Raw genomic sequence first — 25,051 nt, forward strand, 5'->3', positions numbered from 1 at the left:
TCGTCCCGGGCTCCCGATCCGTCGTATCCGCGGAGGCGACATCAGCGCCGTTGCGCGGAACGTCCATGGATGCCCGCCTGCGCGGGCATGACGGTCGGAGGAAGGCCGAGGCCATGCGCGGCGCGTTGTTGCGGTGCAGCGACACGCCAAGCATAGTGCACGATCCCCGTTCCCGCCGCGCGACCACCGCGATGACACCCCCGAAGACCTCCTATCCCAAGCAGGACATCCGCGTATTGTTGCTGGAAGGGATCAGCCAGACCGCGGTCGACGCGTTCCGGGCCGCCGGCTATTCGCAGATCGAACTGCACGACAAGTCGCTGCCCGACGCCGAACTCAAGCGCGCGATCGCCGAGGCGCACCTGGTCGGGATCCGCTCGCGCACGCAGTTGAGCGAGGACGTGCTGGCGCACGCGCGGCGGCTGATCGCGGTCGGCTGCTTCTGCATCGGCACCAACCAGGTCGACCTGGAGGCCGCGGAACTGGCCGGCATCCCGGTGTTCAACGCGCCGTACTCCAATACCCGCAGCGTCGCCGAGCTGGTGATCGCCGAAGCGATCCTGCTGATGCGCGGGATCCCGCGCAGGAACGCCGAATGCCATCGCGGCGGCTGGTCGAAGTCGGCGGCCGGCAGCCACGAAGTGCGCGGAAAGACCCTGGGCATCGTCGGCTACGGCCACATCGGCACCCAGGTCGGCGTGCTGGCCGAGTCGCTGGGCATGCAGGTGCTGTTCCACGACATCGAGGCCAAGCTGTCGCTGGGCAACGCGCGCGCCGCCGCCGGCCTGCACGACCTGCTCGCGCACAGCGACGTGGTCTCGCTGCACGTACCGGAAACGCCCGCCACCCAGGGCATGTTCGGCACCGCCGAGATCGCGGCCATGAAGCCCGGCGCGCACCTGCTCAACGCCTCGCGCGGCAGCGTGGTCGATATCGACGCGCTGGCCGCGGCGCTGCGCGAGGGCCGCCTGGGCGGCGCCGCCGTCGACGTGTTCCCGGTCGAGCCCAAGGGCAAGGACGAGGCGTTCGAATCGCCGCTGCGCGGGCTCGACAACGTGATCCTCACCCCGCACGTCGGCGGCAGCACCCTGGAGGCGCAGGACAACATCGGCCTGGAGGTCGCGGCCAAGCTGGTCCGCTACAGCGACAACGGCTCCACCCTGTCGGCGGTGAACTTCCCCGAGGTCGCGCTGCCCGGTCACGAGGGCAGCCGCCGCATCCTGCACATCCACCGCAACGTGCCGGGCGTGCTGTCGCAGGCCAACGACCTGTTCCGCGAGCACGGCATCAACATCGACGGCCAGTACCTGCGCACCGACAGCAAGGTCGGCTACGTGGTCATCGACGTCACCGCGTCCGAAAAACAGGCGGCGGACCTGAAGAGCGCCCTGGCCGCGATCCCGGGCACGCTGCGCACGCGGGTGCTGTATTGAGAGCCGGGATTGGGGGATTGGGGATTCGGGATTCGTAACGGCGTGGCGCGGGTGCTTTTGCGAATCCCGAATCCCCAATCCCCAATCCCGGCCTCCAAAACAAAGGCCCGGCAATGCCGGGCCTTTGGCCACCGCGGAACCTTGGGTGCGACTTTCAGCGCACGCGGCCGCGGCGGAACAGGTTGACGATCGCCAGCAGGATGATCGCGCCGATCAGCGAGACGACGACGCTCATGATCGAGATGCCTTCGTTGATCGAGGGCGCGCCGAGCAACGGGCCGATCAGCCAACCGCCGATGAAGGCGCCGACGATGCCGACCACCACATTGAGGATGATGCCCTGCTGCGCATCGGTCTTCATGATCAAACTGGCGAGCCAGCCGACGATACCGCCCACGATCAACCAGATGATAATGCCCATGCTCCGGACTCCTTAGCGTAACGAAAGGGATGTAGGACGCCTCCCCTGTGTGGGGGCGGGGTTCAGTCTGAACAGCCGTACGTGACGGCTACGTCAGCGGAAACCCGTCGCGGGCATGGGGCGCTACCCGCCTGCAAGCCATTGATACCGCAGGCACGTCGCTATTGCATGCCGCCCTGCAACAGACGCAGCAACGCCGCCCGCGGCAGCTTGCCGGTCTCGTTGCGCGGCAGCGCGGCGACGCGGCGCAGGCGCCGCGGCAGGAACACCGGGTCCACGCTGCGGCGCAGCGCGGCATGGATCGCCGACTCGTCCAGGTCCGGCGCCACCACCAGCGCGGCGATGCGGCGCACGCCGCTGGCGTCGCACTCGTCCAGCTGCAGTACCACGCCGTCCTCGACGCCGGGGATCGCCAGCAGGCGACCGGTCAGGTCGCCGAGCGAGGCGCGCTTGCCGGCGATCTCGAGCAGGTCCGATCGCCGCCCGCACAGCAGGAAGCGCCCGTCCGCCTGCAGTTCGACCAGGTCCGCCAGCACCACCGGCGCATCGAGGTGCTCGCCCTCGACCTGGGTGCCGTCCGGCTGCGGGTGCAGGCGCACGCCGGGCAGCGGCGTCCACGCCTGCTCGCGGGCGGTGCGGCGGCGGGCGATGATGCAGGTCTCGGTGGAGCCGAACACCTCCCGCACCTCGCAGCCGAAGCGCGCCTCGGCGGCGGCCGCCAGCGCCTGCGGCAGCGGCGCGGTGGCGCTGACGATCCCCGCCAACGGCGGCAGCGCGACCGTCGACTCGAGCAGCGCGCGCAGATGCACCGGCGTGGTCACCAGCAGGCGCGGCGCCCGCGTCTGGCACAACGCGGCGGCGATATCGGCGGGAAAGAACGGGCGCGCCGCATGCACCGCGGCGCCCGCCAGCAGCGGGAACAGCACCGACATCTCTATCCCGTACATGTGCTGCGGCGGCACGGTGGCGACGATCTCCGCGCCCGCGTCCTGCGGCCACAGGCCGGCGAGCGCGGCCAGGTTCTGCACGGTGCCGGCGTGGAACCCGCGCCAGCGTTTGCGGTTCGGCGTCGGCGCGCCGGTACTGCCGGAGGTGAAGCCGATCGCCGCCAGCGCGGCATCGTCGACCGTCGGCGGCGGCCCGTCGGCGAGCGGCAACGGGTCGGGCATGTGTACGAAGTGCGGCAGCGGCGACAACGACGGCGCTTCGCAGCCGCAGGGCGCGCAATCGCCGAGGCAATAGCTGTCGGGATGCTGCGCGCGCACTTCCTCGATCGCGGCACGGGTGCGCGACGGCGGCAGCAGCGTCGCCTGTCCGCGCACGGCGACGGCGCAGAACGCCACCAGGAAGCGGTAGCGGTCCTCGCACAGGTTCACCGCGTAGGCGGCGTCGGGCAGGCACGCGGCCAGGCCGCGCACCTGGGCGAGGAACGTGCCGAGCGCGATCCGCCGGTCGCCGGCGATCGCCAGGATCCGGTCAGGATCGCCCACGGCGAGCGGGCGGCGAAGACCGGTATCGACGGACGGCGATGGGCTGGCGATGACTGCGGACATCCGGTGAACTGCGTGGCGTGGCGCCACATCCTCCTGTGCCTTCGACCACGGCGTTCGCCGCTTCCCCGTCGATAGCTTACGCTGCGGCCCCACGATCCGGTCAAAACGGCTTTCATGTCCCTGTCTCCCGGCCAACTGCGGCTCGCGCACGTGCGCTGCGCGTGGCGGCCCTACCGGCGCGGCGACGCGGCCGAGCCGCAGGTGCGCGCCTGGCTCGAGGACACGTTGGGCCTGGCGCCCGAGTCGTTGGTCCTGCAACGCAGCGCCCACGGGCGCCCGCAGTTCGGGGCGCCGCCGCAGTCGCGCGACGTGAGCTGGAGCCACAGCGGCGACGGCCTGCTGATGGCGCTCGGCGAGGACGTGCGCCTGGGCTGCGACCTGGAATGGCTGCGGCCGCGGCCGCGCGCGCTGGAACTGGCGCAACGCTATTTCACCGCTGCCGAGGCGGACCGGCTGGCGGTCATGGCGCCGGACCGGCGCGAGGCCGCCTTCGTGCGCCTGTGGTGCGCGAAGGAAGCGGTGCTCAAGGCCTACGGCCGCGGCATCGCCTTCGGCCTGCACCGGCTGGAGTTCGGCGAGCGCGACGGCACCCTCGCGCTGCTGGCCTGCGATCCGGCGCTCGGCACGCCCGCCGACTGGACGCTGCACGGATTCGTGCCCGCGCCCGGCTACCTCGCCACTCTCGCCTGGCGCGCCGCGTAGGAGCGCGCCGCGCCAAGCAGCCTTTTCCGCCGCGGTGAGATCAGGCCCGTCGCCACGGGCGGTGCAAATGGGCAGCCGAGCCTTTCGCAATGGGCTAGCAACATCAAGGGCTCGAAGCCTCGGCTATTCATTGGCGAAACCCGTGGCGACGGCCCGCTCCTCACGGCAACGGAAAAGGCTGCTTGGCGCGGCGCGCTTCTACAATGGCGGGATGCCGGACACCTTTCCCCCGCAACTGCGCGACACCCTGGACGCCGGCCTCGACGCGCTCGGCCTCGACCGGGCGCTTGCGGCGCCGTTGCTGGCCTACCTCGGTCTGCTGCTGCGCTGGAACCGCGCCTACAACCTCACCGCGATCCGCGATCCGGGGCAGATGGTGGTGCGGCACCTGCTCGATTCGCTGGCGATGCATCCGTACGTCGCCGCCGCCGGCACCCTCGCCGACCTTGGCACCGGACCGGGGCTGCCCGGCATCCCGCTGGCGATCGCGCACCCGGCATTGCAGGTGGCGCTGGTCGAATCCAACGGCAAGAAGGCGCGCTTCCTGCGCGAGGCGGTGCGCGCGCTGCAGCTGGACAACGCCCGCGTGCTGGAGTCGCGCGCGGAGGCGGTCGATGCACCCGGCACCTTCGATGCCATCACCGCCCGCGCATTGGCGAGCCTGCCCGGCATCCTCGCCGTCGGTGGCCACCTGCTGGCGCCGGCCGGCCGCCTGCTGGCGATGAAGGGGGCACCGCCGGATGCCGAGATCGCCGCCCTGCCGCCGGGTTGGCGCCTGGAGGCGCTGCATCGGCTGGTGGTGCCGGGACTGGCGGCCGAGCGCCATCTTGCGGTGGTGCGGCGATCGCCGTGACCGGTTCCCGGCGACCGGCGGCCTGTCCCGGTGGCGGCTCTCCTGCATAATCCCCGGTCCGGCCCCGGTTCGCGGCCGGTATCCCGCATCTCGAGGTTCCGGAGCCCATGGCCCGCATCATCGCCATCGCCAACCAGAAAGGCGGCGTCGGAAAGACGACCACCGCGGTCAACCTGGCCGCTGCGCTGGCCGGCACGCCGCGGCGGGTGCTGCTGGTCGATCTCGACGCGCAGGGCAACGCCACCATGGGCAGCGGCGTCGACAAGCGCGAACTGGCGGCCTCGACCTGCGACGTACTGCTCGAGGAGCAGCACGCCGACGCCGCGATCGTGCGCACCGAGGAAGGCTTCGACCTGCTGCCGGCCAATGCCGACCTCACCGCCGCCGAGATCGAGCTGATGGACGAGGAGGGCCGCGAGCAGCGGCTCAAGCGCGCGCTCGACCCGCTGCGCGCGAACTACGACTTCATCATCATCGACTGCCCGCCGGCGCTGTCGCTGCTCACCCTCAACGCGCTGACCGCCGCCGACTCGGTGCTGGTGCCGATGCAGTGCGAGTACTACGCCCTGGAAGGCATCACCGCGCTGCTGCAGACCATCGACGCGCTCAAGGGCCGGCTCAACCCGGCGCTGGAGATCGAAGGCGTGCTGCGTACCATGTACGACGTGCGCAACAACCTCACCAACGCGGTGTCGAACGAACTCGTCGGGCATTTCGGCGACAAGGTGTTCCGCACCATCGTGCCGCGCAACGTGCGCCTGGCCGAGGCGCCCAGCCACGGCCAGAGCATCGTCGGCTACGACCGCGGCTCGCGCGGGGCGATCGCGTATCTCGGCCTCGCCGGCGAGGTGGTGCGGCGCCAGCGCGAACGCGATCTCAAGGAGAAGGCGGCATGACCGCTGCGAAACAGAAGGCGGCCCCGGCCAAGAAGCGCGGCCTCGGGCGCGGGCTGGAGGCCCTGCTCGGCCCCAAGGGCGCCGAGACCGCGCCGGTGCTGGAAGCCACCGCGGCCGACACGCTGCAGACGCTGCCGGTCGACGCGCTGACGCCGGGCAAGTTCCAGCCCCGCCGCACGATGGACGAGGGCAAGCTCGACGAGTTGGCCGAGTCGATCCGGGCGCAGGGCGTGATCCAGCCGATCGTGGTGCGCGACCTCGGCGGCCGCCGCTTCGAGATCATCGCCGGCGAGCGCCGCTGGCGCGCTTCGCGGCGCGCCGGGCTGGCCGAGGTGCCGGTGGTGGTGCGCGAGGTCGACGACCGCACCGTGGTGGCGATGGCGCTGATCGAGAACATCCAGCGCGAGGACCTCAACCCGCTGGAGGAAGCGCAGGCGCTGCAGCGGCTGATCGAGGAATTCATGCTGACCCACGCGCAGGCGGCCGAGGCGGTCGGCCGCTCGCGCGCGGCGGTCTCCAACCTGCTGCGGCTGCTGGAGCTGCCGCCGGCGATCCGCGCGCTGCTGGAGGCGCGGCGGCTGGAGATGGGCCACGCGCGCGCGCTGCTGACGCTGTCGCCGGAGCTGGCCGGCAAGCTGGCGGCCGAGGCCGCCGAACACGGCTGGTCGGTGCGCGAGGTCGAGCACCGCGCGCAGCAGTTCGCCGAGGGCCGCATCCCGGCGCGCAAGAAGGCCGGCAGCAAGCCGAAACCGCAGCAGGCGGACATCGCCGCGCTGGAGAACGAACTGGCCGCGACCCTCGGCGCCAAGGTCAGCATCGCCCACGGCCGCGGCAACAAGGGCCGGCTGGTGATCCATTACAGCGACCTCGACACCCTGGACGGCCTGCTGGAGCGCCTGCGCGGCAAGCGCGGCTGATTCGGAAGGTCCGGTCGCGACTTCGGTCGCTCCCACAAGAGGCGGCGTTGCCGTCGGCCGTCGCTCCCGTTCCACCATGAAGCCTCGTCGTCGGTGCCGGTGGCCCGCTCCGGCGCGGCGAGCGCGAGCCACGTCCGTCACTCCTGCTCGATAACGGCTCCCCCGCTGGCCAGGCGAACGCCTGTGGGAGCGACGGCAGTCGCGACGGCCGGTGAAGAACCAGTCACGGTCGCCGCCGCTTCCACGGTTACCATCCGCGCTGCCGTTGTCCTTCCGTCCGCCACCAGCGCCCACATCCCATGCCCACTCTCGTCACCGGCGCGGCCGGTTTCATCGGTGCCTACGTGATGCGCGCGCTCGCCGCGCGCGGCGAGGCCGCGGTCGGGCTCGACAGCTACAACGACTACTACGATCCGCAGCTCAAGCGCGACCGCGTCGCCGCGCTGTGCGCCGATGCCGACATCCGCCGGCTCGACCTGTGCGACCGCGACGGCCTGGGCGCGCTGTTCGACGAGATCGCGCCGGCCCGGGTGATCCACCTGGCGGCGCAGGCCGGCGTGCGCTATTCGCTGCAGAACCCGCACGCCTACGTCGACAGCAACCTGGTCGGCTTCGTCAACCTGCTGGAGCTGTGCCGGCACCGCGGCGTCGAGCACTTGGCGTATGCGAGTTCGTCCTCGGTCTACGGCGATTCCGCCACGCCGCCGTTCTCGGAGGACCAGCGCATCGACCGGCCGCGCTCGCTGTACGCGGCAACCAAGGCGGCCAACGAACTGATGGCCTACACCTATGCGCAGCTGTACGGCCTGCGCGCGACCGGCCTGCGCTTCTTCACCGTGTACGGCCCGTGGGGCCGGCCGGACATGGCGCCGCTGATCTTCAGCCGCGCGGTGCTGGCCGGGCGCACGATCGAGGTCTTCAACCACGGCCGCATGCGCCGCGACTTCACCCATGTCGACGACATCGTCGCCGGCGTGCTCGGCGCCTTCGGCCATCCACCGCAGGACACGCCGCCGCACCGGGTGTTCAACCTCGGCAACCACACGCCGGTGGAACTGGAGGGCTTCATCGCGGTGATCGAGCGCGCCGCCGGTCGCGATGCGCGGAAGGTCTATCGCGAGATGCAGCCCGGCGACATGGTCGAGACCATGGCCGACACCCACCGCGCGCGGGACGCGTTCGGCTTCGAGCCGTCGACGCCGATCGCCGCCGGCCTGCCGCCGGTGGTGGAATGGTGCCGCGAGTATTTCGGCGACCGCGCCTGAGCGGGAATCGGGAATCGGGAATCGGGAATCGGGAAAGCATCATCCGCCCGTCATCCCAGCGCAAGCTCATTGCTGTCCGGAGAAGTTTCTCGGCTGGCAGGGAATGCACCGACAGATCAAGGATCAATCGGAGATTGATTGGACGGCGACTCGGTTCCCGGCCCGGTGCGTTGGCGGTGATTGGAGCCGTCGTCGCTTCGCCGTACCCTCACCCCGACCCCTCTCCCAAAAGGAGAGGGGCTTTGTCCCTTCTCCCTTTGGGAGAAGGTGCCCGAAGGGCGGATGAGGGTACGGCGAAGCGGTAGCGGGCGCCGAACAGGACGGCCGATCCACGCCATGGATCTATTCCGGACAGCAGTGAGCGCACGCTGGGATCCATTTCGATCTTTGCCTTTCGAAAGGCGAGAGCAACAGTCAATGGATCCCAGCTTGCGCTGGGATGACGATCCGAACGCTTTCCGACAACGACGGCGGTAGGCGATCGGCTGGCGACCTGCCGCCGGTGATCCGCTTCCCGCACCCGCGACTTCCGACCCAGGCGCAGGGTTCGCGCGGATGCGATGATGCCGGCTTGTACCGCCGACGGATCCGAACACGTGAAACGCGCCCTGTCCGCCCTGCTCCTCGCATGCCTCTTCCTCGCGCCCGCCGCCTGGGCGCAACCCGCCGACGCCGACGCCGCCTTCCAGGCGATCCACGAGAAGGAATGGGCCTGGCGCCAGGCCGAGTTCAGCCATGACGACGAGGACACCGTCGCGGCCGCCGACCGGCGCCTGACCGACGTCGGCGCCGAGGCCCAGGCGCGTCGGCTGCAGGTCTGGGAGGGCGTGCTGCGCGACCTCGCGGAGATCGATCCGGAACGGCTGTCCCCGGAGAACCGCGTCAACCTGGCGGTGTACCGCCCGCAGATCGAGAACCTCGCCGCCAACATCCGCGTGCGCGCCTACGAGATGCCGTTCAATTCCGACAGCTCGTTCTGGGCCAACCTCGGCTTCATGACCCGCCGGCCGTTCCGGAGCGCCGACGACTACCGCGCCTACGCGGCGCGCCTGCGCGACGTGCCCCGCTATTTCGGCCAGCACATCGCCAACATGCGCGCCGGCCTGGCTCGCGGCTTCAGCGTGCCGCGCGCGGTGCTGGACGGCCGCGACGTGTCGATCGCCGCGGTCGCCGAGCTCGAGGACCCGGAGCAGGCGAACTTCTGGACGCCCTACGCGCGCATGCCCGCATCGATTCCCGCCGCGGAACAGGAAGCGTTGCGCGAGGAGGGCCGCGCCGCGATCCGCGAAGCGGTGATCCCGGCGTTCGCGACCCTGCTGACCTTCTTCCGCGAGGAATACGTGCCGCAGGCGCGCACCACCCTGGCCGCCGAGGCGATGCCCGGCGGCGAGGCCTTCTACCGCCAGCAGATCCGCGAATACACCACGCTGGACCTGTCGCCGGAGCAAATCCACGCGATCGGCCTGGAGGAGGTCGCACGCATCCGCGCGGAGATGGACACCGTGATCGAGCGCACCGGCTTCGACGGCGACTTCGCGGCCTTCCTCCGGTTCCTGCGCACCGACCCGCGGTTCTACGCCAAGACCCCGGAGGAACTGCTGCGCCGCGCGGCCTGGATCGCCAAGCGCGTCGACGGCGAGGTCGGCAAGTTCATCGGCACCCTGCCGCGCGCGCGCTTCACCATCATCCCGGTACCGGACGACATCGCCCCGTACTGGACCGCCGGCCGCGGCGGCAGGGGCACCTACTGGCTCAACACCTACGACCTGCCATCGCGCCCGCTGTACAACCTGCCGGCGCTGACCCTGCACGAAGCCGAACCCGGACACGCGCTGCAGGGTGCGCTGGTGGCCGAGCGCGAGGACGAATGGCCGGGATTCCGCGGCGAGTACATCTCCGCCTACGGCGAGGGCTGGGCGCTGTACACCGAGAAGCTCGGCCAGGAGATGGGCATCTACGAGACGCCCTACGAGGAATTCGGCCGCCTGACCTACGAGATGTGGCGCGCCGCGCGCCTGGTGATCGACACCGGCGTGCACCACAAGGGCTGGAGCCGCGAGCAGGCGCTGGCCTACCTGCGCGACAACACCGCCCTGTCCGAGCACGAGGTCACCACCGAGGTCGACCGCTACATCTCCTGGCCGGCGCAGGCGCTGAGCTACAAGCTCGGCGAGATCGCCATCGTGCGCCTGCGCGAGGAGGCCGAGCGCGCACTGGGGCCGAAGTTCGACATCAAGGCCTTCCACGACGCGGTGCTGGCGCAGGGTGCGGTCCCGATTCCGGTGCTGGAATCGCAGATCCGCGCCTTCATCGCCGAAAGCAAGGCGGCGCCGGCCGCGAACGACGGGAAGCAGGCGCCCTGAGCGCACGGTCGCGCGGCCTACCGGCCTAGCCCGTATGCCCTGCGCTGCCCAAGCGAGGATCGATCCTCCTCCCCGTAGAGCGGAGCTTGCTCCGCTACGTAGGCTCCGGAGCCGAGAGCAGCGGAGCAAGCTCCGCTCTACGGGGGCGCTGCCCGGCAACGAGGCCCGCCCAAGTGCTTGCGGCACAAGGGGAATCCCGACATAATGCCCGGCTCGCTGTGTCCGGCCCGCCTGTCGCGGGGCCCGGAAACCGCCCGGAAGCGCGATCTCCGGCCGGTCCGCGCGGCGAATCCAGACCCGTATCGCGCCGCGGTGGCGACACCCGGGGGCCGACGCTTCCCTGGCCAAGGGGGGCACCATGTGCGGATCCCTCCGCAGAAGCCTGGCCATCCATGGCCGGACTTTCCAAGTTACGAGGTGCGTATGTCCCGAGTATGCCAAGTGACCGGCAAGCGAACGACGACCGGCAACAACGTCTCGCATGCCATGAACAAGACCCGCCGCCGTTTCCTCCCGAACCTGCACGAGCGCCGGTTCTGGGTCGCCAGCGAGAACCGCTGGGTGAAGCTGCGTGTTTCCGCCAAGGCCCTGCGCACCATCGACAAGAACGGGATCGACTCCGTCCTCGCCGACCTCCGCGCACGCGGCGAAAAGATCTGAGGAGGACTGACCCATGGCTTCCAAGCGCGACAAGATCCGCCTGATCTCCTCGGCAGGCACCGGTCATTTCTACACGACCGACAAGAACAAGAAGAACACCCCGGGCAAGATGGAGATCAAGAAGTACGATCCCGTCGTCCGCAAGCATGTGGCGTACAAGGAAGGCAAGATCAAGTGACGTGGCGGCGCGTTCGCAGCGCGAACGCCTTCGCCGCTACGTCATCCCGGCGAACGCCGGGATCCAGTGCCTTCCGCTTTGCCGTACGTCATTCCGGCAAAAGCCGGGATCCAGGAAAGCCCGCCGCAAGGCGGGCTTTTTTGTTGGCCGTTGGCGCGCCCGCGCCAGGACGCCGGCGGCGGACGCCGCGCGGAGTCGCGACTTCCGTCGCTCCCACAGGGGGCGGGGAACACCGCCCGACACCGCCAATGTGGGAGCGATATCGGGCGACGCTCCGCACTTGTGGGAGCGACGGAAGTCGCGACGCGGCGCGGCCATGGACCTCGGCGCACGAACGGGCCTTCCGGCCCCGCCGCGGATCGCCGCCGCTTTGCACCCGGCCGGCCGCCCCCCACAATCGCCACGATGACCGCCGCGACCGCGACACCGCGATGACCTGGGAGCTTTCCCCCGGCGCTTGGCTGCTCGCCGTGGACTGGAGCATCCGCCTGGCGGCGCTGGCCTGGATCCCCAGCCGCACCACCCCGGCGGCGGCGCGCAGCTGGCTGCTGCTGGTGTTCTTCCTGCCGCTGGCCGGGCTGCCGCTGTACCTGCTGTTCGGCCATCCCTGGCTGTCGCGCGAACGCGTGCGCCGCCAGGCGCAGGCCTCGCAGGCGATCCGCGAAGGCCAGGCGCCACAAGCGGCGCTGCGCTGGGCGCCGCCCGAGGGAGACGCGCAGAGCGAACTGGCGCCGCTGGTCGAGCAGTTGGGCGACTTCATGCCCGTGCGCGGCAACGCGGTGGAACTGCTGGACGACTACGACGCCTCGCTGCGCGCCTTGCTCGACGACGTCGACCGCGCCCGCGAGCGCGTGCACCTGCTGTATTACCTGATGTTCGACGACGCCGTCGGCGACGCCGTGACGGCCGCGCTCGAGCGCGCCGCCGGACGGGGAGTCAAGGTCCGGCTGCTGCTGGACGCGGTCGGCGCCAAGCGCGGCTTCCGCCGCTACGCGCGGCGCCTGCGCGAGGCCGGCATCGAGGTCCACGACATGCTGCCCGGCGGCCTGCGCTGGCGCCGCAGCGGGCGCATGGACCTGCGCAACCACCGCAAGATCGCCGTGGTCGACGATGACGTCGCCTACGTCGGCTCGCAGAACCTGGCCGAAGCGGAATTCGTGCGCGGCTTTCCCAATCGCGAACTGGTGGCGCGCGTGCGCGGCCCGGCGGTGGCGCACCTGGAGGCGGTATTCGCCAGCGACTGGTACCTGGAGACCGGCGAGGTCCTGGAAGTGTCCGCGACGCGGCCGGTGCAGCCGGCCGACAGCGCCGCGCAGCTGCTGCCCAGCGGCCCGGCCTATCCGTTCGCGAACGCGCGCGACGTGGTCAACGCGGTGATCCACCTGGCGCAGCGCAAGCTGGTGCTGACCACGCCGTACTTCGTGCCCGACGACGCCACCCTCAGCGCGCTGCGCATCGCCGCCCTGTCGGGCGTGGACGTGCAGCTGATCCTCTCGGCCAGCAACAACCAGCGCCTGACCGCCTGGGCGCAGCGGGCCTGGTACGACGAGCTGCTCGCCTGCGGCGTGCGCATCGCGCTGTACCGCCCGCATTTCCTGCATGCCAAGCACCTGAGCGTGGACGACGACATCGCCCTGCTCGGCTCGATCAACCTCGACATGCGCTCGTTCGCCCTCAACGCCGAGATCGGCCTGCTCTGCTACGACCGCGCCGTGGTCGCGCGCATGCGCGAGGTGGAGGCCGGGTACCTGCGCGAGTCCGAGCAGCTGTCGCTGGCGGCCTGGCGCACGCGGCCGGCCTGGAGGCGCAGCCTGGAAGGCATCGCGCGGCTGGCGGATTCGTTCATGTAACGGGCGCAAGGCCGCTCGCGATCGCCCATCGCTCGGGTTCGGCAGGCCGCTTGACGGTCGTCGTTTCATGCAACATCATTAGTTCCATGAAACGAGACAGCCGACTGTCGGGCGTGCTCCACGTCCTGCTGCACATGGCCGAGCACGAGGGCCCCGTGACCTCCGAGGTCCTCGCCCTGGCGATGGACACCAACCCCGTGGTCATCCGCCGGGTGATGGCGGGCCTGCGCGAGCAGGGCTACGTCCGCTCCGAGAAGGGCCACGGCGGCGGCTGGACGCTGGCCTGCGACCTGTCGAAGGTGACGCTGCGCGATGTCTACGACGCGCTGGGGCGCCCCGCGCTGCTGGCCATGGGCAACCGCACGGAGGCGCCCGGCTGCCTGGTCGAGCAGGCGGTGAACGCAGCCCTCGGCCAGGCGTTCGACGATGCGGAAGCACTGCTGCTCTCGCGCCTGGGCGAGGTGACGCTGGCGACGCTGAGCGCCGACTTCCACCAACGCATCGCCGTCCGCGGCGGCCGCCACGACCTGGAGTCCGCGCATGCGGCATGACGCGACACGCCCGGCGGTGGGCGCGGCCGGCACGCGCGAGCTGATGGCGCCGTTCTCCGACCCGCAGGCCGTGGCCCACTATGCCGAGGGCCCGCCGCGCTTCGTGCCGGGGTTCGCGGACCTGCACCGGATGGCGGCCGTGCTGCTGGCGGAGCGCGCGCCCGCGGACGCCCGCGTGCTGGTCCTGGGCGCCGGCGGCGGCCTCGAGCTGAAGGCGTTCGCCGAGGCCCATCCGCGCTGGACGTTCGACGGCGTCGACCCGGCGGCCGAGATGCTGAAGCTCGCCGGGCGCACGCTCGGGCCGCACGCGCCGCGCGCGCGGCTGCACGAGGGTTATATCGACGATGCCCCGGACGGGCCGTTCGACGCGGCCGCCTGCCTGCTGACCCTGCACTTCCTGGCGCCGGAGGAACGGCGGCGCACCGCAAGCGAGGTCCGGCGCCGGCTCAAGCCCGGCGCGCCGTTCGTGGTCGCCCACTCCAGCTTCCCGCAGGGCGCGGCCGAGCGCGGGCGCTGGCTGTCGCGCTACGCCGCGTTCGCGATCGCCTCGGGCGCCGACCCCGACAAGGCGCTGGGCGCGAGCAGGGCGGTCGGGACGCACCTGGACCTGCTCGACCCCGAGACGGACGCGGCGATCCTGGGCCAGGCCGGGTTCTCCGGGATCGAACTGTTCTACGCCGCCTTCACCTTTCGCGGATGGATCGCCTACGCATGAATCGACATGACGCCATCGTCATCGGCGGCAGCTTCGCCGGATTGTCCGCCGCCATGTACATCGCCCGGGCGCGGCGCTCGGTCTGCGTCGTCGACGCCGGCCGGCCCCGCAACCGCTTCTCCGACCACGCCCACGGCTTCTTCACCCGCGACGGCAGCGCGCCGGGCGCGATGCTCGCCACCGCGCGCGCGCAGGTGGCGGCGTATCCGACGGTGCATTTCGTCGACGGCGAAGCGGCCAGCGCAGTCAAGCAGGCGGACGGCTACTCGGTCGCGCTGGCGGGCGGCGAGGTGCTCGAAGGCGCCCGGCTGGTGCTGGCGTTCGGCATCTCGGACGAGCTGCCCGCCGTTCCGGGCCTGGCCGCGCGCTGGGGCAAGTCGGTGCTCCATTGCCCCTACTGCCACGGTTTCGAGTTCGGCGGCCAGCGGCTGGGCGTGCTGCACGTGTCGCCGATGTCGGTCCACCAGGCGCTGCTGATCGCCGAGTGGGGACCGACGACGCTGTACTTGAACGGCGCTTCCGAACCCGACGCGGAAGCGCTGGCCCAACTGGAAAAACGTGGCATCGCCATCGAAGCGGCGCCGGTGCAGGCGCTGCACGGCGAAGGCACCGGACTGTCCGCGATCGAGCTGGCCGGCGGGCGCATGGCGGACATCGACGCGCTCTACGTCGGCACGCGCACGCGCTTCAACAGCACGATCGCCGAGCAGCTGGGCTGCGAGCTGGACGAGGCCCCCTTCGGCCCCATCGTCCGGACCGACGAGCAGAAGGCGACCTCGGTCGCCGGCGTCTACGCGGCCGGCGACATCACCCGCGGCGCCCACAGCGCCACGTTCGCCAGCGCCGATGGCGTCATGGCCGGCACCGCCCTGCACCGCTCGCTGGTGTTCTGATCCGCATCGCTCGCGTGGGAGTGGCGATGGCATGCCATCGCCGGGAAGTCGCGACTGAAGTTTCGGCGCCGGCGTCGTGCGGGTTTCGCAGGCTCGCGGCGTCGCGACTTCCGTCGCTCCCACAATGGATTGACCCAGCCCTGCGGGCTGTCGAAAAGCGCTTGCTTCCGCGGGAGTGACACACCTCGTTGCAGCGCCCGCTGATGTTCTGAGCCGGCTTCCCGAAGACCGGATGCGACAAAGGGTCGCATCCTGCGCGTTCGATGCCGTGGGTATGGTGGGCTTCATCCTCTGGAACCCTCCACGTAGCGCCGATGACGCCGTTCCGCCGAACCGATCTCTCCAAGGCGGTCGCCTGTGTCCTGGCGCTTCCTCTGCTGTTCGCCCGGCAGGCAGCAGCGCAGACACCGGCGCCCGATGCAGCGGTGACGCTCGACCGCCTGAAGGTGACGGGCGAACGTATGGACGCCGGCGCCGGCGTCGGCACCGGATCCCGCCTCGCCCTGCGCATCGCGGAAGTGCCGGCGACGGTGATCTCGGTCGGTCGGGACACGCTGGATGCGCGCGGCGTGCGCACGACCCAGGAGGCGCTGGCGGCGATTCCCGGGCTGGTCGCCGCGTCGCCGCCGGGGCACGGCAATGCGGTGACATGGCGCGGCTTCTCCGGAAGCCAGATCAGCCAGCTGTTCAACGGCATCGACGTCAAGTACGCCTCGATCGCGGCGCGGCCGGTGGATGCCTGGATCTACGACCGGGTGGAAGCGGTGGGCGGGCCGTCGAGTTTCCTGCATGGCGCCGGGGCGGTCGGGGGATCGATCAACTACATCACGCGCCTGGCGTCCCGGGATGCCGACGACCTGCAGTGGATGGCCGCCGGCGGCTCGCACGGTAGCGGCGTGCTGGCAGGCGGCGTGAACCGGCTGCTTGGCGGACCGGAAGCCCCGGGCGCACTGCGCGTGGACCTGGGCTACAGCACATCGGATGGCTGGATGGACCGCGCCCACCGGGAATCGCTGACATCGGCCGCATCGCTGTTGACCCGGTTGACCGACGATGTCGACCACACGTTCGCTGTCGAGTACCAGAAGGAAGACAGCGACCGGCCGTACTGGGGAACGCCCGCGATCCTGGGCGACGACGGGCGACTGCGTGCGCTGCCGGGAACGCGGCGCCGCAACTACAACGTGTCCGACGGCCACTATGGCCAGGAAGTGCTGTGGCTGCGGTCGCTGCTGGCGTGGCGGGCTTCCGAACGCAGCCGGCTCAGCAACACCCTCTACCACTACGACGCGCTGCGCGACTACCGCAACGTGGAAAGCTACGCCTTCAACGATCGCGTCGACGGCGTGATCCGCTCCGGCACGCTGCTGCAGCGCCATGACCAACAGGTCTATGGCAACCGGTTGGACTGGAACTGGGACGGCGAGATCGCCGCGCTGCAATCCAGGTGGGCGGCCGGCCTGGAAGTCAGCTACAACCGGCAGACGCGTTTTCCGCTATCGATCCCGGGGATCGTGGATGAAGTGCCGCTGGATGCCGTGACGCCGGGCAGTTTTTTCGACGTGCCGGGTACGTCGCGGACCTATGCGCCCGATCGAACCAACCGCCTGCACACCCGGGCGCTGACGCTGGAGAACATCACCTGGCTGGCGGACTCGCTGTCGCTGCTGACCTCGCTCCGGCACGAGCGCATCGATCTGGACGTGGTCAATCATCGCGAGATCACGGCCGGCAATCCCGCCCGCTACCGGCGGGATTACGCGTCGACGACCGGTCGTGCCGGCCTGAACGTCGAATTCGCGCAGGACAGGAGCCTCTACCTGCAGTACAGCACCGCCGCCGACCCACCCGCCGGGATCCTGTCCACGGCCAGTTTTTCGACGCTGCGCGATTTCGATCTTTCCACCGGGCACCAGCTGGAGCTGGGAAGCAAGCTGCGCTTTCTCGAAGGCCGCGCCACCGCCACGGCGGCCGTGTACCGGATCGTGCGCCGGAACCTGGCGATCGCCGACCCCGAGAACCCCGGACAAACACGACCCGTTGGACAGCAGTCCGCACGAGGCGCCGAGTTCGCGCTTTCCCTGCGCCCCACCGGAACGCTCAACATCGACGCCAACCTGTCCTGGTCGGACGCGACGCTGGACGACTACTACGAGAACGTGTCCGGCGTTCCGGTCTCGCGCGCCGGCAACCGCCCAACCAACACGCCGTCGCGGGTCGCCAATCTCTGGCTGGACTACGCGATGACCCCCGCGTGGTCGGCGGGCATGGACCTGCGCGCCGTGGCGCCACGATTCGCCGATGCCGCCAATACGGTCGAAACGCCAGGCTACGTGATCCTCGGAGCGCATCTTCGCTGGAACCTTGCGGACGCAGGCAGTCTCACGCTGCGGGGGCGCAATCTCGGCGACATCACGTACGTGGCGCATGCCATCGGCACCGAAATGATCTACCTGGGCGAGCCGAGCTCCTTCGAGATCGAATGGCGGAGCTCCTTCTGACGGGTCCACACGAGCGGCCGGTCGAAGGAACGGGCCGGATCGCGGAATAGGGCCAACGACGCGGAGGCCCGGAACCGCGGCCCGCGCGCAGGCAGGCTCAGCCACGGTCCGCCGCGCCCTCCAGGTGCAGCGCGAAGCCGGCCGCATCCGGATCGCCCAGGCCGGGACGCAGCTGCAGGCTCGGGATCAGGTAGTCGCCGCCGTTCTGCCGCCGATAGGGAATCGGCGCGGTGGTCGCGAGCGTGCGCACCCGCTCGCGCAGGCGTTCGGCGACGCGCGCGAAGCCGGTGTCGTCCAGGCGATCGACGCGGTAGGCCACGAACGGCGGAAGCACCGCGTAGCCCGGGTAGTAGAGGATCCCGTGGTTGATCGGGAACAGCAGGTCGTCGATCGGCCCGTTGACCCCGCGCGCGGCGTAGTGCGCCTCCCAGCCGCCGGTGGTCACGACCAGCATGGCGCGCTTGCCGACGAGGGTGCCTTCGCCGAAGCGGTCGCCCCAGTGGTGGTCGCTGTGCTCGCCGACGCCGTAGGCGAAGCCGTACGCGTACACCCGGTCCACCCAGCCCTTGAGGATCGCCGGCATCGTGTACCACCACAGCGGGAACTGCAGGATCAGGGCGTCGGCCCACAGCAGCTTCTCCTGCTCGGCGCGGACGTCGGCGGTCAGCGCGCCGGCGGCGAAGGCCTCCCCGGACGCCGCGGCCACCCGCAACCGCGCGTCCGGCGGCAACTGGGTGAAATCGGTGCGGTCGACTTCCGATTTCCAGCCGTCGGCATAGAGATCCGAGACCCGCACCGCATGGCCCTCGGCCTCGAGCGCCTGGACGGCGACGTCGCGGAGCGCGCCGTTGAGCGAGCGGGGTTCGGGATGCGCGAAGACGAGCAGGACGTTCATGGGGAAAACCGGTGATCGGCGACGGGAGCCGTACGCTAGACAACGCCGGAACGATCCGATAGATGTATCAATGCATAGGATCGTTCCGAATAATGGATAAATCGGACATCACGCTCGAGCGCATGCGCACCTTCGTCCGCGTCGCCGAGCGGGGAAACCTGTCGGCGGTCGCGCGCGAGCTCGGCATCGGCCAGTCGACCGTCACCCGCCACCTGCGCGAACTCGAGGAGGCCGTCGGCGTGCCCCTGCTCAGCCGGACCACCCGGCGCGTCACGGTGACCGAGGAAGGCAGCCGCTACCACGCCCACTGCGCACTGATCCTGCGCCTGGTGGAACAGGCCGGCGACGAGGCGCGGGGCACGCGCGGCGCGCCCGCCGGCACGGTCCGGATCTCCTGCACGGCCACGTTCGGCGTGCTGCACGCCACCCGGCTGGTGTTCGCCTTCCAGGACCGCTATCCCGGCATCGGCATCGACCTCAACCTCACCGACGAGCGCGTCGACCTGGTGCGGGAGGGCGTCGACGTCGCCCTGCGCCTGGGACCGCTCGCCGACAGCTCGCTGAAATTGCGCACCCTCGGCCAGTCCCGGCGCCTGCTGGCGGCGGCGCCGGACTACCTGGCGGCGCACGGCACGCCGTCGGTCCCGCAGGACCTGTCCGGCCACGAGGGCATCCGCATGTCGAACGTGGCGGGCGGCGACACCCTGGTCCTGCAGGGCCCGGACGGCGCGCGCCACGCGGTGCCCTTCGGCGGTCGCCTCCGCGTCGACCACGGGCTCGCCGCGCGCGAAGCCCTGGTGGCCGGCCGCGGCATCGCCCCTGCCCATCACTGGCTCGTGGGCGACCTGCTCGCCGCCGGCCGGCTGAAGGCGATCCTGCCCGACTACGCGCTGCCGTCCGTCCCGCTGAGCATGCTGATCGTTCCCGAGCGCGCCGGCATCGCCCGCGTGCGGCTGCTGGTGGATTTCCTGATCGAAAGGATCGGCGGCATTCCGGGGATCGAGCCGCCGCGGGCGGAGCGCTAGCACGCGAGCGTCCATCGTCATGATGCGGCGCATCTTCGGCCGCCATGCGTCAGCCGCCAGCTCGATCTCGTTCGACCGTTTTCGGCCAACTGCGGACATCAGCTCCGTGCCCGAGCGTCCGGGGCGACGGCCGCCCGGAATTCGATCCGGTTCTCCGGGCAAGCAGCGCATCGGCCTCTACGGCGGGCGACTGCTTCCGAGACAGCTCCAAACGCTTACACATTTCTATTGTGAGCGCAGCTAGTGCCTAGTCGCGAATGTCGTAATGAAAGACCTTGGCTACGATCCGCCATCGATCATCTACCTTGACCAGTGTCAGCAGGTCCATGAAGGACCTAGGGGGCACGGAACATTCCGCCTTGACCAACGCGGTCACCGGGCCGGCAAACTCGATGGAGAGGATCCTGTCTGACCTCGGCTCACCTTTGCTCGCCGGCGACGGTCTCGCGTCGATGACAGGGAAGTACTGTTCCATGTCGTAGTGGAGCAGGCTCCCTCCACTGGCGGTGAAGTAATGGGCCTGTGGATCGAACGCCCTTCTCAGCCGCTTCGTGTCGCTGAGGTAGAGGCCGTCGAAGTAGTCTTGCATCAGCGATTCGATCGCGTCGCGCTCCGCTGCCTCGTTCACTTGCCGCGCCTCCGGAACGCGGACACGGGGAGCCCGCCCACACCCCAGTTATCGAGATCTACCTCGTCGATCACGACGTGGGTGGTCATGGGATCCTTGCCGAGGACGCGGACCATCAGGTCGGTGGCACCCGCAATCAGCTCGGCCTTTTGCCCAGGGGTAGTGCCTTCACGGGTGATCTGAATGTTGATGTAGGGCATGGCTCAGCTCCCTCGGGTCAAAAGACTCACGACTTCCGCCACGCGCTTGCCAAACACAAGGGCTGTAGCGAGATCGCCGCTCGATACCTCGTCGACGGTCGCGTCGGCCGGCGTGGCGGCTGTGAGCCCGGAGAACGACGCCAGGTAGTTCAGGTCGTCGCGGGTGGAGGCCTTGGTATTGCTCGGCATCATCCCCGTACCCAACCAGATCATTCCGTGCTGCTGGGATACGGTGAAGAGCGCCTGCAGCGTCGACTGCTTGTCGCCGTTGATGCCCGCACTGTTGGTGAACCCGGCCGAAAGCTTGTTGCGCCAGCCTTGCTTAAACCAGACGCTCGAGCTGGCGTCGAGGAATTTCTTGAACTGCCAGCTCACATTGCCCATGTAGGTGGGTGACCCGAACACGATGGCTTTCGCCTGATCGAGTCGGTCCCATCCACCGGGCGGAAGCTCGCCGCTTTCATCGACTCGAAGCAGCGTGCCTTGCCCCCCTTGGGCGATGGCCTCCGCCACCTTGTGCGTATGGCCAAAGCCACTGTGGAAAACGATGCATATCTCAGAATTCACGTTGACGCTCAGGGTTAAGGACCAGACGCAAGCCTATTGACAGGTCGATAGTTGAAAAAGGCATCATGCGTACCTTCAGAAGTTCCATCAGGTAACAAATGAGCCGTCACTTCGGAAATGTCGGACTTGGCAGCATCGAGCTCTTCTGTTCGGCTGCAGAACTCGAGAGCTTTACGGCGGCGTCTGTGCAGGCAGGCCTCACGCCCGCAGCGGTAAGCCGCACGATCGCCCGCCTGGAAGAGCGTCTGAAGGTTCGCCTCTTCGTAAGAAGCACCCGAAAGATCCGCCTGACCGAGAGCGGGCGTAGCTACTACCTCCAATGCAAGCAGGCATTGAGTCAGCTGCTCGATGCGGAGCGGGAGCTCACGGGTGCACAGGTGGAGCCCACAGGCACGCTCAGGATGAGCATCCCAACGCCCTTGGGTCACCACCGCATACTTCCGCTACTCCCGCGATTTCGCGAGCTCTACCCGAGGGTCGAACTCGACATCAATTTGAGCAACAGAAACGTCGACCTGGTCGCCGAGGGTGTCGATCTTGCGATCCGTGCCAGGGTGCAACCAGAGTCGGGGCTCGTCGCCCGAAAGTTGTTCGATGCGGAACTGGTAGTGGTAGCCACACCCGACTATCTGCATCGTCGCGGGCGCCCTGAGACTATGGATGACCTGGCGCGCCACGAATGCATCCAGTTCGTGCTCCCGAGCACCGGCCAGCGCGTTCCGTGGCTGTTTCACAATCGGGGGCACGACATCGACCTCGTCACCGCGGGCGCCTTCCGTTGTTCAGAAGACCTGCTGGGAATCTCCACACTCGCGCTGCATGGTGCTGGAGTCGTGCAGACCTACCGCTTCATCGTCGAACAGGAGCTGGCCGACGGACGTTATGTCGAGTTGCTGGCGGCGTATGGCGGGCGCTCGCGACCATTCTCGATCGTTTATCCGGCGACCCGCCACATGCCACTTCGGCTGCGTGCATTCGTAGACTTCATCGCCAGCGCAATCGATGCTCCCCTGGACGCGTAGACGGAGCCGTAGTTCGGGCTGCAGCAATCGCGCCGGAACTCTAGCCAACTCAGCAGTCTGACTCCGGAAACACCGGCATGTCCGATTTGGGTCGGAAGCTGCCGTTCCCCAACCTACTGTTGAGCATGTGGCCTTGTGCAGTAGTCGGTCGAGGATGGCGGCGGCCAGGGCTTCGTCGCCGGCCAGCAGTTCGGTCCAGTCGCGGACGACTTGTTGGCGGTGATCAGGATCGCAACCCGGCCGTAGCGGTAGGTCACCAGGCACGCGGAACTCGATTTGGACATGTCCGAGTCGAGTCTTGACTCGTGTCGCTCCATGGTATTCCGGTGCCTGCCCGCTGAAGCTTGCACCCTGCGCCTGCCACCTTTGCCCTTGACCAGCCGGCTCCTCCGCCTCAACCAATACGGTGCCAGGCCGGCTCGTCACCCTGCCCGACACCGTACCCGCCCTGCTCAGTGCAGGGCGTGCGACGCCTGCTGCAATTCCGCAGGCGCCGGCCCCGGGATCATCAAGCCGGCAGGGCGAGGCTCGGCCCGCCCAGCGCCTCGGGCGCAGTAGTGGGCCCGTTCCTCGCCGACGCCGGTTCGCGACTGCGGCGCCTGGTCGAGCGGTTGGGCGTTGATCTGCGAGACGATCTCGCGCACGGCGCTGGCGCCGTCCCGGATCGCCTGGCCCAGTTGCGCCAACGCGCCGTTGACCAGTTCGGCGTCCTCGGCCGCCATGACCATGTCGCCATGCGCGGACAGCATGTCGGTCAACCGGCCGAGCGCATCGACCTGCGCCAGGCTGACGGCGAAAGGAGCGCCGCCGGCCGCGGGTGCCGTCGACTCCTCGTCAAGGTCGGCGTCCGCGTCGGCCCCGGCACCCTCGTGCGGTTCCATCCGTTCCGCCGGCCACGACACCTCGTCCAGCACCAGCCCGGCCTGTTCCGCCAGCAGCTCCAGGCAGACCGCCAGCTCGCCCACGCGGATCTCGGGCACCCATTCCTGTTCCTCGTCGTGCGCACGCGGCTGCGCCAGGTGCGACAGGAACACCATGTGCTCCCGCAGCTTCTTGAGCCGGAACTGGCCGTCCTCAGGCAGAAAATAGCCCGTCGATTCCATCTCCTCGGATTCATACTTCGACATCGTCGCCTCCTCATTCCATGAAGTGCCCGCCCACCGGGACGGCGGACGGGAAGCCGGGAGGTTAGAAACCGCTAGTAGACGGCGGGCGTATTCCCCTTTCGGGTGTTGTATTAGCCGCCCTCCCGACGCAGGCATCGCGTCGGTTGCGCCTGACAAGACAGGCACAAAAAACCCACCGGATTTTCGGAGGTGGGCACCGCTACTAGAGGAGTTTCTACGCTCCTTGGAATCGAGTCTGCTACTTGGGTTGGGGGGTGTCAAGCCGGCAGAAAAAGCGTACTCACCGACCACGCGATCATCAGCAGGTGATCCTGCTCGACTACCTACTGCCGCCCGCCCCGCTGAGCATGCTGTCGTTCCCGAGCACGCTGGCATCGCCCGCGTGCGGCTGCTGGTCGACTTCCTGGCCGACCAGATCGCCGACATCCCGGGCATCGAGCGACCGCGGCCGGAGTGCCGACCGCACGCGCTACCGTGATGTCGATGCGGGTGCATTTCGTTGCCATTCATCGGCCGCTGCCGGGTTTCGACCCAGAGCAGCCACTGCCCCAGTAGGGTTCCTTGAGATTGCCGTCGCTACCGTTGGGCGGCAAATGCCGCAATGCAACGGAGAAAGCGTTATGGTGAGCCATGATGCACGAGTTCCTCACCGCAAATCGGGCCGAGCTGATTGCCCGTTGCCGGGCGAAGGTTGCCCAGCGGTCGCCGCCTGGCGTGCCTGCGGAGGAACTGGCCAATGGCGTCAGCATCTTCCTGGACCAGCTGATCAAGACGCTGGTGATGGAGCAGACCGAAGCCCCCATGCAGAGCTACAAGGTGTCCGGCCCGTCGGGCGGCGGCAAGCCCGCACTTTCGGAAATGAGCGATTCGGCGACGCGGCACGGCAAGGAGCTGCAGGAACATGGGTTCACCGTGGAAGAAGTGGTCCACGACTATGGCGACCTGTGCCAGTCGATTTCGGACCTGGCCTTCGAGACCGGCGCCGACATCGAGATCGACGAGTTCCGCACGCTCAACCGCTGCCTGGACAACGCCATCGCCAGCGCCGTGACCGAATTCGGCTACCAGCGCGATTCCGTCATCGCCGACAAGCAGGCCGTCGAGCTCAACGAGCGCCTTGGATTCTTCGCCCACGAACTGCGCAACCAGCTGTGCACCGCGACGTTGGCGTTGTCCGTCATCAAGCAGGGCAATGTGGGGTTGAACGGTGCCACGGGCGGCGTGCTGGACCGGGCCCTGGTGGGGCTGGGCAACCTGATCGATCGTTCCCTGGCCGAAGTGCGCATCACCGCCGGCCTGGAGGTGCGGCACCGTCTGTTCTCGCTGTCTGAATTCATCGCCGAGATCAAGCTGTCGGCAACGCTGGAGGCCCGGGTCAAGGGATGCGTGTTGACCGTTTCCGACGTCGACCCGCTGCTGGCCGTCGACGCGGACCGCGACCTGTTGCTGTCGGCGGTCGGCAACCTGCTGCAGAACGCCTTCAAGTTCACCCGTCCGCGCAGCGAAGTGATACTCAATGCCTATGCGCTGGCCGACCGTATCCTCATCGACGTGCAGGACCATTGCGGCGGCCTGCCGCCCGGCCTGGCGGAAGACATGTTCAAGTCCTTCACCCAAGGCGCGGAGGATCGCAGCGGCCTGGGCCTGGGGTTGTCGATCTCGCGCCGCAGCGTCGAGGCCAACAATGGCGTGCTGAGCGTGCGCGACGTGGCTGGTTCAGGCTGCGTGTTCACCATCGACCTCCCACGCCATTTCATGACGGCTGCGGCCCCGGATGCGGGAAACGCCTGAGGGCTACGATCCGGAAGGTTGTTGTTACTTCAGGATCTCCATCGG

24 protein-coding genes are annotated in these 25,051 nt (G+C 69.1%); 17 read left to right on the plus strand and 7 right to left on the minus strand.

Annotated elements, in window-relative coordinates; genetic code table 11:
• The first annotated feature begins 191 nt into the window (after positions 1 to 191).
• Positions 192 to 1,433: a phosphoglycerate dehydrogenase gene (gene serA, locus U3649_RS01720; RefSeq protein ID WP_407353174.1), complete on the plus strand. Its 1,242-nt coding sequence runs from the start codon at positions 192 to 194 to the stop codon at positions 1,431 to 1,433.
• Between the two features lie 154 nt (positions 1,434 to 1,587).
• On the opposite strand, the gene U3649_RS01725 is transcribed toward serA, so the two are convergent.
• A complete protein-coding gene (locus tag U3649_RS01725) occupies positions 1,588 to 1,854 on the minus strand; it encodes a GlsB/YeaQ/YmgE family stress response membrane protein (RefSeq protein WP_407353175.1) in 267 nt (88 codons plus the stop codon).
• A gap of 161 nt (positions 1,855 to 2,015) precedes the next feature.
• On the minus strand, positions 2,016 to 3,407 hold the full coding sequence (locus U3649_RS01730; protein ID WP_407353176.1) for an AMP-binding protein: 1,392 nt from the start codon (positions 3,405 to 3,407) through the stop codon (positions 2,016 to 2,018).
• A gap of 114 nt (positions 3,408 to 3,521) precedes the next feature.
• On the opposite strand from U3649_RS01730, the gene U3649_RS01735 reads away from it, so the two are divergent.
• The 13 genes from U3649_RS01735 (at position 3,522) to U3649_RS01795 (ending at position 17,751) form a co-directional block, all read left to right on the plus strand.
• Complete coding sequence (locus U3649_RS01735) at positions 3,522 to 4,109, plus strand: 4'-phosphopantetheinyl transferase family protein (protein WP_407353177.1); 588 nt, start codon at positions 3,522 to 3,524, stop codon at positions 4,107 to 4,109.
• 211 nt (positions 4,110 to 4,320) lie between these two features.
• A complete protein-coding gene (rsmG, locus tag U3649_RS01740) occupies positions 4,321 to 4,962 on the plus strand; it encodes a 16S rRNA (guanine(527)-N(7))-methyltransferase RsmG (protein ID WP_407353178.1) in 642 nt (213 codons plus the stop codon).
• Between the two features lie 107 nt (positions 4,963 to 5,069).
• Complete coding sequence (locus U3649_RS01745) at positions 5,070 to 5,858, plus strand: ParA family protein (protein WP_407353179.1); 789 nt, start codon at positions 5,070 to 5,072, stop codon at positions 5,856 to 5,858.
• Positions 5,855 to 6,775 carry a ParB/RepB/Spo0J family partition protein gene (locus U3649_RS01750; RefSeq protein ID WP_407353180.1) on the plus strand — a complete coding sequence of 307 codons (921 nt, stop codon included), beginning with the start codon at positions 5,855 to 5,857 and terminating at the stop codon, positions 6,773 to 6,775. The genes U3649_RS01745 and U3649_RS01750 overlap by 4 nt, the downstream gene beginning before the upstream one ends.
• A 299-nt stretch (positions 6,776 to 7,074) precedes the next feature.
• Entirely contained in the window at positions 7,075 to 8,040 is a 966-nt protein-coding gene (locus U3649_RS01755) for an NAD-dependent epimerase/dehydratase family protein (protein ID WP_407353181.1), read from the plus strand.
• A 563-nt stretch (positions 8,041 to 8,603) separates the two neighbouring features.
• Positions 8,604 to 10,403, plus strand: coding sequence for a DUF885 domain-containing protein (locus U3649_RS01760; protein ID WP_407353182.1), 1,800 nt, complete (start codon positions 8,604 to 8,606; stop codon positions 10,401 to 10,403).
• Positions 10,404 to 10,826: 423 nt separating this feature from the next.
• Complete coding sequence (gene rpmB / locus U3649_RS01765; RefSeq protein ID WP_407353183.1) at positions 10,827 to 11,063, plus strand: 50S ribosomal protein L28; 237 nt, start codon at positions 10,827 to 10,829, stop codon at positions 11,061 to 11,063.
• A 13-nt stretch (positions 11,064 to 11,076) separates the two neighbouring features.
• The gene (gene rpmG / locus U3649_RS01770; protein WP_407353184.1) at positions 11,077 to 11,241 is read left to right on the plus strand and encodes a 50S ribosomal protein L33; all 165 of its coding nucleotides are present in this window, start codon (positions 11,077 to 11,079) and stop codon (positions 11,239 to 11,241) included.
• Between the two features lie 431 nt (positions 11,242 to 11,672).
• The gene (gene cls, locus U3649_RS01775) at positions 11,673 to 13,091 is read left to right on the plus strand and encodes a cardiolipin synthase (RefSeq protein WP_407353185.1); all 1,419 of its coding nucleotides are present in this window, start codon (positions 11,673 to 11,675) and stop codon (positions 13,089 to 13,091) included.
• 86 nt (positions 13,092 to 13,177) lie between these two features.
• Positions 13,178 to 13,642: an Rrf2 family transcriptional regulator gene (locus tag U3649_RS01780; RefSeq protein ID WP_407353186.1), complete on the plus strand. Its 465-nt coding sequence runs from the start codon at positions 13,178 to 13,180 to the stop codon at positions 13,640 to 13,642.
• 43 nt (positions 13,643 to 13,685) lie between these two features.
• Positions 13,686 to 14,357 (plus strand): class I SAM-dependent methyltransferase, encoded by a 672-nt coding sequence (locus U3649_RS01785; protein WP_407354679.1) that lies wholly within the window; start codon positions 13,686 to 13,688, stop codon positions 14,355 to 14,357.
• The gene (locus U3649_RS01790; protein WP_407353187.1) at positions 14,354 to 15,250 is read left to right on the plus strand and encodes an NAD(P)/FAD-dependent oxidoreductase; all 897 of its coding nucleotides are present in this window, start codon (positions 14,354 to 14,356) and stop codon (positions 15,248 to 15,250) included. The genes U3649_RS01785 and U3649_RS01790 overlap by 4 nt, the downstream gene beginning before the upstream one ends.
• Positions 15,251 to 15,564: 314 nt before the next feature.
• Entirely contained in the window at positions 15,565 to 17,751 is a 2,187-nt protein-coding gene (locus U3649_RS01795; RefSeq protein ID WP_407353188.1) for a TonB-dependent receptor, read from the plus strand.
• Positions 17,752 to 17,848: 97 nt separating this feature from the next.
• On the opposite strand, the gene U3649_RS01800 is transcribed toward U3649_RS01795, so the two are convergent.
• The gene (locus tag U3649_RS01800) at positions 17,849 to 18,646 is read right to left on the minus strand and encodes an NAD(P)H-dependent oxidoreductase (protein ID WP_407353189.1); all 798 of its coding nucleotides are present in this window, start codon (positions 18,644 to 18,646) and stop codon (positions 17,849 to 17,851) included.
• A 92-nt stretch (positions 18,647 to 18,738) separates the two neighbouring features.
• Between U3649_RS01800 and U3649_RS01805 the strand changes: the two genes are divergently transcribed.
• Positions 18,739 to 19,671, plus strand: a complete 933-nt coding sequence (locus U3649_RS01805) for a LysR family transcriptional regulator (RefSeq protein ID WP_407353190.1) — start codon at positions 18,739 to 18,741, stop codon at positions 19,669 to 19,671.
• Positions 19,672 to 19,918: 247 nt separating this feature from the next.
• Here U3649_RS01805 and U3649_RS01810 read toward each other — a convergent pair whose 3' ends face one another.
• Genes U3649_RS01810 through U3649_RS01820 form a run of 3 tightly spaced genes read right to left on the minus strand, consistent with a single transcriptional unit; the run spans position 19,919 to position 21,066 of the window.
• On the minus strand, positions 19,919 to 20,299 hold the full coding sequence (locus tag U3649_RS01810; protein ID WP_407353191.1) for a nuclear transport factor 2 family protein: 381 nt from the start codon (positions 20,297 to 20,299) through the stop codon (positions 19,919 to 19,921).
• A complete protein-coding gene (locus U3649_RS01815) occupies positions 20,296 to 20,499 on the minus strand; it encodes a 4-oxalocrotonate tautomerase family protein (RefSeq protein ID WP_407353192.1) in 204 nt (67 codons plus the stop codon). The genes U3649_RS01810 and U3649_RS01815 overlap by 4 nt, the downstream gene beginning before the upstream one ends.
• A gap of 3 nt (positions 20,500 to 20,502) precedes the next feature.
• On the minus strand, positions 20,503 to 21,066 hold the full coding sequence (locus U3649_RS01820) for a flavodoxin family protein (RefSeq protein WP_407353193.1): 564 nt from the start codon (positions 21,064 to 21,066) through the stop codon (positions 20,503 to 20,505).
• A 98-nt stretch (positions 21,067 to 21,164) separates the two neighbouring features.
• Here U3649_RS01820 and U3649_RS01825 point away from each other — a divergent pair, with 98 nt between their 5' ends.
• Positions 21,165 to 22,088, plus strand: a complete 924-nt coding sequence (locus U3649_RS01825; RefSeq protein ID WP_407353194.1) for a LysR family transcriptional regulator — start codon at positions 21,165 to 21,167, stop codon at positions 22,086 to 22,088.
• A gap of 452 nt (positions 22,089 to 22,540) precedes the next feature.
• On the opposite strand, the gene U3649_RS01830 is transcribed toward U3649_RS01825, so the two are convergent.
• Positions 22,541 to 23,215: an XAC0095 family protein gene (locus tag U3649_RS01830; protein WP_407353195.1), complete on the minus strand. Its 675-nt coding sequence runs from the start codon at positions 23,213 to 23,215 to the stop codon at positions 22,541 to 22,543.
• A 633-nt stretch (positions 23,216 to 23,848) separates the two neighbouring features.
• On the opposite strand from U3649_RS01830, the gene U3649_RS01835 reads away from it, so the two are divergent.
• A complete protein-coding gene (locus U3649_RS01835) occupies positions 23,849 to 25,006 on the plus strand; it encodes a sensor histidine kinase (RefSeq protein WP_407353196.1) in 1,158 nt (385 codons plus the stop codon).
• Positions 25,007 to 25,051 lie beyond the last annotated feature (45 nt).

The sequence above is a fragment of the Luteimonas sp. R10 genome (genome assembly GCF_045689605.1).
Lineage (GTDB): Bacteria > Pseudomonadota > Gammaproteobacteria > Xanthomonadales > Xanthomonadaceae > Luteimonas.